The following is a 14,749-nucleotide window of genomic DNA, read 5'->3' on the forward strand; positions in this document are numbered from 1 at the left end:
AACACGCCATCTCTCGCCCGGTTCGCATTCATGCAATTGATTCCTTGCGTTTTGTCACATTCCTTCAGTTACATTAGTGGGCCAGTGCAGCCGTCGTGAGACAGTACGGCTGCCACTGATCACGCTGTTTCGAGGAATGTTCATGAGCATTCGCGTCCGCATGGATCGTAAGTTTGTGTGTTTTGCCGCTGGAGTGCTGCTTACGGCTGCGGCTGCCCATGCACAGGGAAATCTGACCGGGTATTGGGATCTCCGCGTACCGAACGGGGATGGTACCTTTCGCGAAACCTTCTTCGAACTTACTCAGAACGGCAATACCCTGACGGGCAAGTGGTACGGCCGCGACCCAAATGGAATTCCCATGCAAGGCAGCATCGAGGCCGGCAAGGTTCACCTCGCTACCGTTCCCCCTCCTCCACCGCCCAATGCAGCTCCCGGCGGTTTTGGAGGGCGGCCCACGGTATACGACGGCACCCTGAATGGCGAAACCATCACGCTTACCTCCACCGGCTTTCGCGGCCAAACCATGACGGGCGATGCAGTGCGCAGCACGCGTGAGGCAGCCATGCCACCCGCGCCACTTCCGCTTCCCGCACTACGCGACCTGCCAGACAACGGCCTGGTGCGTACGCCGCCAATGGGATGGAACTCCTGGAACAAGTTCGCAGGTCGCGTTACAGAAGCAGATGTGCGTGCCGCTGCGGACGCACTTGTATCCACCGGTATGAGCAAGATGGGCTACATCTACGTGAACATTGATGACACGTGGGAGGGTGGCCGCGACGCCAACGGCAACATCCAGTTGAACCAGAAGTTTCACGACATGAAGGCGCTGGCTGACTATGTCCATTCCAAAGGTTTGAAGCTTGGAATCTACTCTTCGCCAGGACCCAAGAACTGTGCCGGATACACAGGCAGTTTTGGCCATGAAGCGCAGGACGCGAAGACATACGCGTCCTGGGGTATCGATTACCTAAAGTACGACCTTTGCAGCGCGCGCAATATCTACAAATCCACGCCCGAGATCCATCAGGCCCTCTATCAGAAAATGGGAGAGGCCCTTCAGAGTACTGGCCGTCCAATCGTCTTCAGCCTTTGCCAGTACGGCGAGAACGATCCGTGGAAGTGGGGTTATAAGGCCGGTGGAAACCTGTGGCGAACCACGGGGGACATTCGCGATCAGTGGGAATCCATGGACAGGATCGGCTTCTCGCAGATTGACATCGCAACCTACAACCGCCCGGGCCGCTGGAACGACCCTGACATGCTCGAAGTGGGTAATGGCGGCATGAGCGCTGACGAGTACCGCACGCACATGAGTCTGTGGTCACTGCTGTCCGCGCCGCTTATCGCAGGCAATGATCTGAGCAACATGACTGAAGAAACGAAATCGATTCTTATGAACGGAGATGTCATCGCCATCGATCAGGACCCCGCTGTCCATCCCGTACAACGACAGGCGAAGCAAGGAAGCGTAGAAGTACTCACCCGCTTGATGTCAGATGGATCGACCATCGTCGGCCTCTTCAACCGTGGCAACGCACCCGCACCCGCCAGCCTGGATTGGACTGCCCTCTCCACTCGCCCCGGATTCAAAGTGCGTGATCTCTGGAAACACGAACCAGTCAACGTAAGCGGCGCCACGTATCAGGCAAACGTGCCGGTCCACGGCGTGGTTCTCCTGCGGGTCACGCCATAAGGGCACCGCCCGTCGCTATCGCAACACGAAGGCATACAAGGTGTCACCGGCTGCAGCCGTAACGTACTGCTGCCCATCAAGCACGAACGTCGTTGGGCCGTTGGTGACCGGGTTGCCCAGCCCCGCGTGCCACAGGATTGCACCTGTCGCGGCATTGAACGCAACGAAGCTTGAGACGGTGTCGCCCGTGAACAGCAGGCCGCCCGCCGTGGTCAGCATGCCGGAACGTGCGCTACCGGCAATCCACGGGTGTTCCCATTTCAGCTTGCCCGTCTTGTAGTCCAGCGCGCGCAACGCAAATCTCGAGTAGCCGCCTCGATCATTGCCCGCCCATCCTTCAGGCTTCTTGTTGTTGTCGAAGACGTAGTACACGCTATAGGCGTCGGATGCGGCGACGTAGAACAGTCCGGTCTGCGGATCGTAAGAAGGCGGATGCCAGTTCGCCGCGCCTGACTGGTTGGGCGACACCAACGAGCCATTTGGCTTAGGCATCTTCTCTAGGTTTGGGATGGGCTGGCCCTTGCTGTTGAGACCGAGCGTCCAGCTCTGGTGAGCGAACGGTGTGCTGACCAACGCCTTGCCATTCGTGCGATCCAGTACGAAGAACCAACCGTTACGGCTCGCCTGCGCCAACAGCTTGCGCTTCTGGCCATTAATCACGCCATCGATGAGCACCGGCGTCTGCACGGCATCCCAGTCATGCGTGTCGTGAGGATTGGGTTGGAAGTACCACACCAGCTTGCCTGTATCCGGGTTCAGTGCACATATGGTGCCGGTGTAGAGGTTGTCCCCCGGCCGTGCTTCACCGTTAATGACGGGCTGCGCATTGCCTGTTCCAAAGTAGTAGAGGTTCAACTCCGGATCGTATGTTCCGGGCACCCACGTCATGCCACCGCCGTGCAACATGGCTTCGTCGTTGGGCCAGCTTTTCGCCTCCGGCTCCCCAGGGTTGGGATGCGTATACCAACGCCACTGCAGTGCCCCCGTCTCTGGATCGTGTGCTTCGACAAAGCCGGGCACATCAAAGTCATCCCCGGAGACACCTACCATCACATGGTTCTTAACGATGGTGGGCGGAACACTGCCGAAATTGAACTTCGCGCGATTCGCTTCAGCCTCGCCGATCTCCGCATGCCACTTCTCCTGGCCGGTGGATCGGTCAATCGCGACGAGGTAATCGTCTTCCGTCTCAAAGTAGACCGTATTGCCACGAACGGCCACACCGCGGTTGCCGATAGCCTCTCCGCCCTTGCTCTTCCAATCGAACTGCCAGAGCTTGACGCCGGTGCGAGCATCCACCGCCCACACATGGCTGGGAACAGTGAAGTACAACACGCCGTCAACCTCAAGCGGAGTGGATGAAATGCGACGGCCACCGCCCGACGTCTCGTTGACGCGGAAGGTCCATGCCAGCTCCAGTTGCCTGACGTTGGTCGTGTTGATCTTCGTCAGAGGGCTGTAACGACGGCCGGACAGGTCTCCGTTATAGGTTGGCCAATCTCCGTCGGCAAGGCTGGGCGCGCCTGCATCCGAGGGTGCCTTCTGCGTTGCCGCGGTGCGAACTTCTCTAGGATCGCGCTTAGTGGTGTCGTGCGGATTGTTCTGATTTACGGGCGTCTGCGCCAGAAGCGGCATGCAGACGGCAAGCAGGAACAGTGGCAGGTTACGAAACTTCATCGCGAGGCCGGTCATTTTAGCGTGTCCAGATAAGCAGTCAGGTTGTGGATGTCGGCATCGGTGTATTGATCGAGCAGGGCCTCGTGCGCCGCAAACGGATGAACCACGGTAACGACTGTTCCGGGCGTGCGGCTGAAGGTATGCGAAACCCCGTCGGCGCTTCGCAGCGTCACGTTGAAGTCGTCAATACGAACCACATCTCCGCTATACGTTTTGCCATTGTGCAACTTCACGGTGACCAGCAACTTGGTAGCGCCGCGAATGCCGCTACCGGGAAACAGGAACTTCTGCTGTAACGCCGCAGTGGTGTACTTCTTACCCACTCCCGCCAGATTTCCCGTGGGCGAGTGACACTTGCTGCATCCGCCTGCGCCGTTGAAGTATGCTTCGCCGGCTTTCGCGTCGCCGCTCAACAGATTCGTGGGCTGGTCGTTGTAGCCGCTGCGCAGAATCTTGTTGATGGAAAGAGTCAAAAACTGCGACAGGTCCGCATTCTCCTTGTCGCTGAACTTGAAATTGTGCTGCGGAATCGTTCGGAGCAAAGGCCCAAGGTCGCGACCGTGCAGTGCCTCACGGCGATCGCGCAGGACGGCTTCAGAACGGATCATGTCCGGACCTGCTGGCGTACCGCGGGCATCGTCACCGTGGCACCGCGCACAGTTGCTGCTGAACAGTTTTGCACCGCGCTCCGCCGATACAGGATCGACCACCGCCTTGGGAAACTGCGCCGACGCAGCAGCGCATATCGACAGGGCGAAACCTAAAATGAACCGCAAATGCTTGCTCAAAATTCACTCACTTCCCGAAAACATTGCTCTCACATCAGTACAGCGGTCCCGGCGGAACTCTTGATATCTTTCGTCTGCATAGCCCTGCTCCCGACAAGCCTCAGGTTCCCATCGCAACAGCAAGCAATGCCCCCAGGTCCAGCGCAGACTTGGACTCAACTCCGCGCGGAAGTGTAGGACCAATTGCAAGCGCCTGGCGGTGGCCTTCGAACCAGACGAGGAACACTGACCGATCGTGTCCCGGCAACCGTTGCTGATTGATCCACTGGTAGTACGCAGCCATGTCCGCATCGATCAGCGAGCCAACCGGATCAAGCTCAACCTCTCGCTGGACATTTGAAAGCAACTCGTTCATGGGTCTTTGCCGTTGTCTAGGCGCAAACCGTACGAGCAGGGTCGTCGCTGAGGCCCGTCGCAGCACCTCGCGCGCTGTCCATTGAGCAAAGGTGGTGCTGAATATCTGCGTGCCGGAACCGTCAGTCAGCAGCTTCATCTGGAATCGATCCAGTGTTCCTCCGCCAAGTCCCAACTGTTCTGGCTGCAGGTGCGCAATGTAGTTCCGCAGGCTTTCCGGCCCAGTACCGGGCTTGCCTACCTCGTTTTGAATTTTGTCCAGAAGAGCTCTGCGCGCCGGCAAGAGAGCATCGTAAGACACACAGGCGAGACTTGGATTGGCGCCCGCTGATTTGCCGCCATCGACGTACCAATGCCCAAAAGGAATGGGGTGGCTTTTGGCGCGGGACACAGTTGCCGCCAACAGCTTTTCCATACCACCTTCGGGCTGAATATTGCTGAAATAAGTACCGTGCGGCCGCAGCTGCGCAAAGAGAATGTTGGAGTAAGAATCTACCCCTGCACCGATAACCGCGATGCCCAACCTGGGCACGACCGGCAATCGAGCCGGGATGGCCGCGTGCAATCCCTCGCTATACGTGGCGGCCGCTTTCTGAAAAGCGATCATCTGATGCGTACTCCATAAGTTAGCGGAGAAAGCCTCAGTGAACGTTAGGGGCTGATTGACCCAATCAAGCTTGCTTTGTTCCCCGGATACCTGGATCTGTGCAAACTCTTTGAACACGCGTTCCAGCTGCGTCTGCGAAAGATTGCTCAGGTAGTTCAATTCGCTGCCCAAAGCATCGCGCTCTGCCGGAAAATTGTGGTCGTACTCAATTAGTTCCTGGAGCAAGCTGGGAAGAAAGCTCAGCGGCATACGCCGGAAGAGCTCTAGGTGTGACACAGCGATGCCGCGTGCTTCGGGCTGATACTGCAGAAAGTTACCGGCAACCAGTGATGTGGGGAGCATGACTATAGCAACTCTCGAATAGGCGACCCTTGCGCGCGGCCTGCGGTAAAACCCATCAGAGAACCCAGTGTGGGAACCAGATCAATGGGTTGCACGACGCGATCGTAGACCACGCCCTGGCGAACACCAGCACCCAGGGCCATCATCCAGGTGGTACGAGAGGCCGCATCGCCCGTTCTGTGATGCTGAAATCCATTGCCGCCTGCCACAAAGTCGGCGTCCCGCCCAAAATCCGGAAGGATGAACATCGTGGTGTTTCCTGCATACTCCGGGTCGCTTTGAACAGCCTTCCAGAGATCGGCGCACAGTCGGTCGGTGCGCTGGATCGCCTCAACATACAGTGAGTACGCGCCGGTATGCGCAACATCAATGTCATGCATTGTGAGCCACAGAAAGCTAGGAGATTGCTGACGCATCAACTGCTTGACGACGTAGAGCGATAGCTCGTCTGGACTCGATAACGTCCGCGCATGCGACATGAAGTCTTCCACGGACAGCTTCAGGACATTCTCAAGCTGCTGTAGTTCGACCTCGCCGCCTCCTAGTACCGGAGTAAAGAGTGGAGTCTCATAGTTATCGCGCAGAATATGGTCCAGGTTGCCAGCTTTTCCGCGAGTGGCTGCACTCAACAAGTGCTTGGGAAGAATGACACCTGCTCCGAAACCTGGGCCGTAGGAGCGATAGTCGCTTTCGCCAATGCGATTGAACCCATTGCTGGGCGCCACGACCCATGTGTTCGATGCTGGCCGACGTAGGTCTTTGCGGAAATATTCAAACGCGGTGGGGTTTGCCGGTGGAACGGCAGAAAAGTTATTAAACGTTTCATAGACGCCCGTGATCAGGCTAGCCGTCGCGACGTAATGACCCAGGATGCCCTGGTTCGTCATGTGCGTAAAGAAGCTGGACTGAGGAGCCAATTCCTGCAGCAGGTGAGGAATGTTCGCCTGGCCCTGAGGCGCAAACGTTTCCTGATCCCGCGCTCCTCCTCCAAAGGTCACTACGATCACCTTGCGCTTCTGGCGAATCGTCTGACCGTGCAGGAAAGGACTGCCACCAACCAAAGCCGAACCGAGCGCCATGCCGGCAACATCGCGAAGAAAATCACGCCTGTTGAGGCTCAAGAGGCGTGGATCGAAGAGGTCAAAAGATGAACGACCGTGAATAGCCATTTCCTTCGCGAAGTAAGCAAGCCGGGTGAAACAGTCAGGCCCGGTGCTTCGGAATTGACCCTTCGGTCAACCCAAAAGCCCGGGCCGCTTACTAGTAATACAGCTTGAGGGCGAACTGGATCTGACGCGGATCGTTCGGAGCGTCGCGTGTTGAACCGATTCGTCCAAAGTTCGTTGTGTCGTTGAAGTTAAGTGAGTTGCCGATGGCCACTACACCATTTCCGCCGAAGCCCGGTGCGTTGAAGTTCGGATGGTTCAGGATGTTGAAGAACTCAGAGCGGAACTGCATCGACACCCGCTCATTGAATTTGAAGTTCTTGAACACAGAGAAATCAAAACGCTTGAACGGTGGTCCGTAGGTAGTGGCAGAGGTTGCGCCAAGTGCCTGCTGTCCCGTAAGCATCTGGCAATTCGCAATGGTCGGCGTAGGCCCGTTGAAGGTGTAAGGGCAGGGCTGCTGGAAGGCCGCCGGGTTGTTAAACCAGTACAGGTTGGAGGTGTTCCCCACAACCGCACGGCGAATACCCCGCTTCTGATCTTGTCCCGGGGCATGCACCGAGTAGCAGCTAGAACCGGCTGTGACTGCGGTCGGGCAGCCGATGGTGATTGGCTGGCCATTTTGAAGCGTAACGATGTACTGCAGGCTCCAGTCGCCGACAAGCATATTGGTCACCTTGCCGGAATTGGCAAGGAACTTCTTGTTTGTGCCGAAGGGCAGTTCGTATCCGCCACTGCCGTGGAACACATTGCGGATATCGAATGCCGCCAGGCTCCAGTCTGCACCCGTACCGAATGCCGGAATGTAAGGCGCCCGGAATCCGCTCACGCTGCCACCGTTCAGAAGGTCTCCGGAGTTAGTCATGGTCTTGGAATAGGTGTACGTCAACAGATAGGTGAAACCGTGCGAGAGCCTCTGCTCAAGCTTGGTTTGCAATCCGTTGTACACACTTGCACCCAGTGTCCGTTGATAACTGCCATTAGTCGCGAAGTCGGGGAACGGGATGTAGTTATGGTTGGTCGGAGTATCAGGATTATTGACGTTACGCACCAACGGCGTGCCATTGGGAATCAGTTGCGACACGCGATTGTTTCCGATGCTCGCCTGTAGATGGCTGGCATGCGTGTACACATAGGCCGCGGTGAACGACATGTTATTGGTGAGCGCGTACTGGATGCTGAGGTTGCTGCTGACCGTATTCGGCGTCTTGAAATCAAACTGCAATCCCGAGAGTCCGATGCCAGACGCACGCACTGCCAGAGGCGTGAACGCCGCGCATGTAAGGCCAGATTCCATGGTTGCGCTGCCGCCCGGTCCGGCTGTCGAACATGTTCCGTACGGGTTTGCCCCCGTGCCGAACGATGCCGAGTCCGATCCGTTGTTCTGGAAGTTATATGAGTATGAGAACGGGTAGTTACGTCCGATGTTCGGTCCATACCCCGCATTCTCAAATGCGTTGAAGAACAGTCCAATGCCCGAGCGGATCACAAGCTTGGGAGTTGCAGTCCAAGCGAATCCGAAGCGCGGCGCAAAGTTATTCTTCTGCGTTTGAAGGACTCCCTTGCCGTACTGGTCCGTCACCAGAAGGTTGATGCCATCTTTCGCCAACAGATCAAGGAATCCCGCACCGTTCAGAGATGGATTATTGGCCGTGGATGAGAACTGCCGAGGCGCCTTGCCACTGGCGGGCACGATGAACGTAGGCGCGCCATTCGGCGGACCGCCCTGCACAAAGTTCGCCTGAGCGCCATTTGTTTCCGCGATAGGGGTGAAGTAGTCCCAACGCAGACCGACATTCAAGGTAAACGAGGGGGTTAGCTTGATGTCATCCTGGAAGTAAGCGGCATAGTAACCGCGTGCGTCATAGGTCTTGCTGATGGCGGAAGCCTGTACCTGGTTGGAGCCACCGACGTAGCCGACCCCATTGGGAACCGTGGCCGCCGTGGGTGTCAGCAGGAATGCAGCGCGACCGGTCAAATCACCCGCCTGGTTAGGCACGCCGGTAAAGTTGCCGGTGAAGCTGAACTCACCCTTGCCGAACGGTGGTTGCAGAGTGTTGAAGTGCACATCCTGGTATTCGAAACCTGCCTTGAAGCTGTTCTTGCCATACACCTTGGTGAAATCGTCGACGAATTGCAGTGTCTGGCTGACTTCATCGGAGGGCAGGTAATCGCTGGTGCCAAGGTTGCTGAGACCAGATATTAAGATTGCCGGCAGGCCGCCGTTAAGGCCACCCTGCGGGATTCCCTGGATACCGTACTGCGCGGGGATGCCACTCACACTGCTGTTCGGACCCGCGCGCGTGGTGTGCAGGTGGTTGAAGCCGACGCGAGCCACGTTGATGGTGCTTGGTGTGAATACGTGCGTGTAGGCCAACACAGCCTGATTTGATTTCGCTGTCTGAATACCCTGCTGGAAGGCTCCGCCGTCCGCGACTCCGCCGAAGATGCTGGGAACGAATTGCGGATCGTCCACATAGCTGAACCGGCCGAAGATCTGATCCTTGTCGCTGGGGTTGAAATCCAGACGCACGTCGAACGCATTGCGGTGCTCAAATAGCCGAGGGCTGTTGGCAAAATTGTTCGAATATCCCGACGAGGTCGGTGCGGGATAGAGATTCAACAACTTGACGGAGTTTTGGTCAATACGGCCCGCCGGAATCTGGTTCAGATTACAAGCGGCCAACGTGAACGCCGGCGTGCTTGGGGAGCAGGTGCCGAACGGGTCGCGCGCGAAACCGGTAGTTGTCGCCGCTCTGCCAGAGACAGGATCCACGACACCCGCAGTCACTGCCCTGGTGGTTGCCGGATCCATAACGGTTCCAAAAGGGATGCTGCGTCCCAGGTAATCCGTGCGATTTCCGCCTGTCTGCAGCGTGATCATGTCGGTAAGGTTCGTGTAGCCACTGTTGCGTTCCAGCGCGGTGGGAACCGAGCCGGGCAGCACCGTGCCCTGCACGCGCCGAAGCCCCTCGTAATCCCCAAAGAAGAAGGCCTTGTTCTTAAAGATCGGCCCGCCTATTGAGGCGCCAAACTGGTTCTGCCGAAGCCTTCCCTTTGGACGACCATTGTTGTTCTCAAACCAGTCCGCCGCGTCCAGCTTATCGTTGCGGAAGAATTCCCAGACTGCGCCGTGGAAAGCATTTGTACCTGACTTGATGGTTGCATTCAGTACGGCACCAGCAGAGCGACCAAGCTCTGCACTGAAATCTGCCGTTTGCACCTTGAATTCCTGGATAGCGTCCACTGGCGGCAGGATGACGAAATTCGTACCGTTCAGAAAGTCGGCGGCGTTGGAATTGTTATCGATTCCATCGAGCAGGTAGTTGTTCTGGGCTGGTTGCAGTCCGTTTGCAGTAAACGCACCGGAAGCGGCATTACCGCGCGTGTCTGCCTGAGAACTATTAACGCCCGCGCTTAGCTGCGCCAGAAACGTGAAGTTACGACCGTTCAGTGGAAGAGAATTAATGGTGTGCTGATCCACAATCTGGCCGACGGAAGCTTCGTCCGCCTGCAATTGCGGAGGAGCCGTAGAAACAGTCACGGTATCGGACGTGGAACCAGTTTTGAGAGCAATGTTTACTTTGAGATTCTGACCGACCGTCACAGTCAGATTCTGCTGTGTTGTCGCAGAAAAACCCGGCGCTGAAACAGTGATGGTGTAATGCCCAATACGGACCGGTGAGAAAGTGTAAATGCCGCCATCGCCGGTCTTGGATTCAAGGCTGATTCCCTGATCCGTGTTCAGCAATTTCACGTCGGCGTTCGGGACCACCGCGCCGGTTGAATCCTGTACCACGCCCGTGATGGCACCCTGGTCGACCTGCGCATGGGCTGCCCCCATCACAAGCATCAGAACCAAGCCGACGACAGGAGCGGTTAGATGAAGATGCTGAATTCCACCGAGTATTCTGCGCGCAAAAGCCATCCGAAACCCCCTTTAAGGGCAAATCAAAAGTCTTGCAGAGAGAGAACCGACGGTGGGTCCGCTCGTGTGAGGTGCCCATACTAAGTTCCCTTTTCTGAACGTGTCAACCTTTTGGTTGAGATAATTTTTAGGCTGGAAACTCGGCTCGAGATACCTCACCAACGGCTTCCGGTCCCCTGACGTCGGGCTGCGCGTATGCTACGTTTGCTGGAAGGCAGCAGGCGCACAGGCGCAAGCTGATGCACACGGATCATGGCGCTTCCACCTACCGGTTTCCAGCAGTTGAGCCGACGCAGTCTCCTGAAGGGATTGGGTCTGACGCCGCTCCTTCTTCGTGCATCGCCCCTCATTGGTGAGTGGAAGTCCACCCTGAGCCAGGCGTCTTCCCCGCCCCCGTTGTCACTCGTCGACCTGCGCTATGATCCAAGTTATCCGGCTAGGTCACCGCTTGAGGACGTACTGCGCAGACTGCGCCCGGGTTCAGATGAATTTGTCACTGAGGGCTACGCTCACGAGATCGGGCTGATTCTCGACAGCTGGACCGTTTGCCTGAAAGAACGAGACTTCGCCAGGCTCCGAACTTCTTTCCATGACTCGCTTGAAGCGTCATCGTTTGTTCCGACGCGCGAGGTGGCACTACGCCAGGAAGGCGGCATTCACAGTTTCACGCGCGAATTCAACCCTGCGCTTACGCAACCGGGTGAACGACTCGTGCGGGAGTTGGAACGTTGGCTGCCGTCAGATCTGCACATTCGAGTTGCTGAGTTAGAGATAACAGCAATTGATGTATTACCCGGCGAACCGCTTAGTGTGAGAACGAACGTTCGATACAGCATCGTCGCAACGTCGCCGAAAGACGAAAGAGAACAGCGGATTGGATTGTGGCAGATGGATTGGAGCCGCTCCTCTTCCGGAACCGATGCCGAGTCTTGGAACCTGCGCCGCTGGCAACCAACATTGGAGAAGCGGACCGTACTGCAGGGCCCCGCGTTTGTGGACATCACCCCGCGGTCGCTCGGAAATGTTCCATCGTACAGAGAACAGTTGCTTCGAGGTGCAGATGAGTGGCGCACGCAGTTGGACGGAGCGAGCGGCATTGATGTCTACGGCAACAATGGCGTAGCCGCCGGTGATTATGACGGGGATGGCTTCGATGACCTCTACATCTGTCAGCCCGCTGGGCTGCCGAACCGGTTGTACCGCAACCGTGGCGATGGCACATTCGAAGATGTGACCGAGAAGGCTGGCGTTGCCGTGCTGGACAACACTGCATGCGCCATCTTTGCTGACTTTCGCAACATCGGCCGGCAGGATCTCCTGGTGGTCTGTGGCACCGGGCCATTGCTCTTTCTCAATCGCGGCGACGGTACGTTCGAACGCAAGCATGACGCCTTCCGGTTTTCCCGTCCACCGGAGGGCACCTTCACCCATGCCGCTGTCGCCGACTACGATGGCGATGGACGGCTCGACATCTACTTCTGCGTCTATAGCTATTACTTGGGATTGGATCAATACCACTATCCAATGCCCTACTTCGATGCGCGGAACGGACCACCGAACTTCCTATTTCACAATGAAGGCGATGCCGCCTTTGTGGATCGAACGGAAGCATCTGGACTCACTGCAGAGAATGACCGCTACAGCTTTGCATGCGCATGGGGAGAATCTGTAAAGAGCGGATCTCCGGACCTATATGTGGTCAACGATTTCGGCCGGAACAATCTTTATCGCAATCAGGGAAACGGAACGTTCAAGGCAGTTTCGACCCAGGCCCACGTTCAAGACGTAGGAGCCGGGATGAGCGCGGCTTGGGCAGACATCAACAACGATGGAAATGCTGACTTGTATGCCGCCAACATGTGGTCTGCGGCTGGACAGCGCGTCTCGCAGCAGAAGCTATTTCACGAGAAGAGCCCAGAGGCGATCCGCGCACTGTACCGCACGCATGCCCGTGGCAACGCGCTCTACCGCAATCAGGGTGACGGTACTTTTCAAAACGTCAGCGCATCAGCAGACGTTGAGGTTGGCCGCTGGGCATGGTGCTCCGACTTCCTTGATTTTGACCATGATGGTTTCCAAGACATCTATGTGACAAACGGCTACATCACCTCTCCAGTGCAAGACGGGACGGCAGCCACTGAAGGAAAGCGGAACGTCAGAAACCAAGTCGTCAAGGATATCGACCTCGGCAGCTTCTTCTGGCGTCAGGTGGTGGGAAAATCATCCGACGCAGCAACACCCTCGCTGGCGTACGAGCACGGTTGGAACGCACTCAACGAATTGATCCGTACCGATAACTCATGGAGCGGCAACGAACGTAACGTCTTACTTGCGAATAACCGTGATGGCACTTTCTCCGAAGTTTCCGGACCAGCGGGATTGGACTTTCTGGAGGATGGCCGCTCCTTTGCTCTAGCGGACCTTGACCATGACGGCCGTCTCGAAATCATTCTGAAGAATCGCAATGCTCCGCAAATCCGCATCCTTCGCAACACGCTGAAAGACATCGGCGGTTCCATCCCATTTCGCCTGCGGGGAACCACCAGCAATCGTGATGCGATCGGCACTGCGATCACACTTACGGTGGGGGATCTAAAGCAGACGCGTTATGTGCAGGCTGGTTCGGGCTTTCTCGCACAACATTCCAAAAACCTGTTCTTTGGGATTGGCCATGCGCAAACGTCGATCGATGCGACAGTACATTGGCCCAGCGGTCTGGTGCAGCAGTTCAAGGAACTGCCAGCAAATCACCAGATCGAACTGACCGAGGGAAAAGCTACCTTCACGGCAAAGCCGTTCAGCAGCAGTCCAGCTATACACGAGTCAGCGGAATCCGCACACGACTCACATACTTCTCCGGCGGAGCCTGTGCACACGTGGTTGTTGGATCCCTTGAAAGCGCCTGGGTTCAGCCTGCCCGATCTTGCCGGGTCGATGCGAACGTTGTCCTCCACGGAGGGGAAAGTGACACTTCTCCACTTCTGGTCGATCGACTCACCCGCTTGCAGCGATCAACTAGTGCGATTGCAAAGGGACCAGCGAGCCATGCAAGCGGCTGGAGTGGAACTCCTGACAGTCAACGTCGACCGAGCGGAAAGCCTACAAAAAGCGCGCGAGTATGCCGCAAGGCAGAAATTCAACTTCCCCGTACTCTTCGCAACCCAAGATATTGCGGGGATCTACAACATCATCTTTCGGTACCTGTACGATCGTCGCCGTAACCTGCCTTTGCCTGGATGGTTCCTGCTTGATAGCCAGGGAATGATCGTGAAGGTGTACCAGGGCACAGTAAGCGTGCAACAAGTGGTTGCCGACGCACGATCCATTCCGGCAACGCAGCAGCAGCGATTCGCGAAAGCACTTCCCTTCCCCGGCACACTGCACGAGGCTCAGTTTGTTCGCAATGACTTTACCTATGGCGTAGCCATGTTCCAGCATGGGTACCTGGAACAGGCTGCCGCATCCTTCCAGCAGGTAGTTGCCGCGCGGCCGAATGACGCGGAAGGTTACTACAATCTCGGCACGCTCAGTCTGCGCCGGAACCGCTTTGAAGAGGCAAAGCAATATCTACAAAAAACACTAAGTTTGAAGCCGGACTATCCGGAAGCATGGAACAACCTGGGTATGCTTGCCGGACAGCTGGGACAGATGGAAGAAGCGATACAGAACTTCCGCCAATCCCTCGTGCTGCGACCGGGTTACGCAACCGCACTGGTGAATCTGGGGAACGTATATCGTCGAAATCGGTCCTTCCACGAAGCGGAAGACTACCTGACACAGGCACTTGCGCTTCAGCCTGATGATCCGGAAATTAACTACAGTGTGGGCATGCTGTACGCACAACAGAATCAATCGAAGATTGCCACGGACTATCTACGTAAGGCGCTCGTCCTGCGACCCGACTATCCTGAGGCCCTGAATAATCTTGGAGTGCTCGCCGTTCACGACAAGGATTATGCCGAGGCGGAACGGCAGTTCCAGACCTGCGTCCGCCTTGTTCCCACCTTTGATGAGTCGTATTTGAACCTGGCCCGGCTCTACGTATTGGAAGGGCAAAGGGCAAAGGCGCGAGAGGCGTTGCAAGGGTTACTAACGCTCAAACCTGATAACACTGCAGCCAAGCAAGGCATCGCAGTACTCGACGCACAACCGTAGTGAAGCCTCGCCACTCGCACCTATAATTGCCGT

The 14,749-nt window shown here is 56.8% G+C and carries 7 protein-coding genes; 2 read left to right on the top strand and 5 right to left on the bottom strand.

What is annotated here, in order from left to right; all coding sequences use genetic code 11:
• Nucleotides 1-142 precede the first annotated feature (142 nt).
• Nucleotides 143-1,699 (top strand): glycoside hydrolase family 27 protein, encoded by a 1,557-nt coding sequence (locus tag M504_RS15575; RefSeq protein ID WP_047495509.1) that lies wholly within the window; start codon nt 143-145, stop codon nt 1,697-1,699.
• Between the two features lie 15 nt (nt 1,700-1,714).
• Here the strand turns inward: M504_RS15575 and M504_RS15580 are convergent, their stop codons facing one another.
• The 5 genes from M504_RS15580 to M504_RS15600 form a co-directional block, all read right to left on the bottom strand.
• The gene (locus tag M504_RS15580) at nt 1,715-3,391 is read right to left on the bottom strand and encodes an acido-empty-quinoprotein group A (RefSeq protein WP_232296317.1); all 1,677 of its coding nucleotides are present in this window, start codon (nt 3,389-3,391) and stop codon (nt 1,715-1,717) included.
• Complete coding sequence (locus tag M504_RS15585) at nt 3,388-4,152, bottom strand: c-type cytochrome (RefSeq protein ID WP_052200908.1); 765 nt, start codon at nt 4,150-4,152, stop codon at nt 3,388-3,390. The genes M504_RS15580 and M504_RS15585 overlap by 4 nt, the downstream gene beginning before the upstream one ends.
• Before the next feature lie 112 nt (nt 4,153-4,264).
• A complete protein-coding gene (locus M504_RS15590) occupies nt 4,265-5,467 on the bottom strand; it encodes a hypothetical protein (protein ID WP_047495512.1) in 1,203 nt (400 codons plus the stop codon).
• A gap of 2 nt (nt 5,468-5,469) precedes the next feature.
• Nucleotides 5,470-6,636 (bottom strand): hypothetical protein, encoded by a 1,167-nt coding sequence (locus M504_RS15595; protein ID WP_052200909.1) that lies wholly within the window; start codon nt 6,634-6,636, stop codon nt 5,470-5,472.
• A 91-nt stretch (nt 6,637-6,727) separates the two neighbouring features.
• The gene (locus M504_RS15600) at nt 6,728-10,561 is read right to left on the bottom strand and encodes a carboxypeptidase regulatory-like domain-containing protein (RefSeq protein WP_084214462.1); all 3,834 of its coding nucleotides are present in this window, start codon (nt 10,559-10,561) and stop codon (nt 6,728-6,730) included.
• Between the two features lie 252 nt (nt 10,562-10,813).
• Here M504_RS15600 and M504_RS15605 point away from each other — a divergent pair, with 252 nt between their 5' ends.
• A complete protein-coding gene (locus M504_RS15605; RefSeq protein WP_047495514.1) occupies nt 10,814-14,716 on the top strand; it encodes an FG-GAP-like repeat-containing protein in 3,903 nt (1,300 codons plus the stop codon).
• Nucleotides 14,717-14,749 lie beyond the last annotated feature (33 nt).

This window comes from Terriglobus sp. TAA 43 (genome assembly GCF_000800015.1).
Lineage (GTDB): Bacteria > Acidobacteriota > Terriglobia > Terriglobales > Acidobacteriaceae > Terriglobus.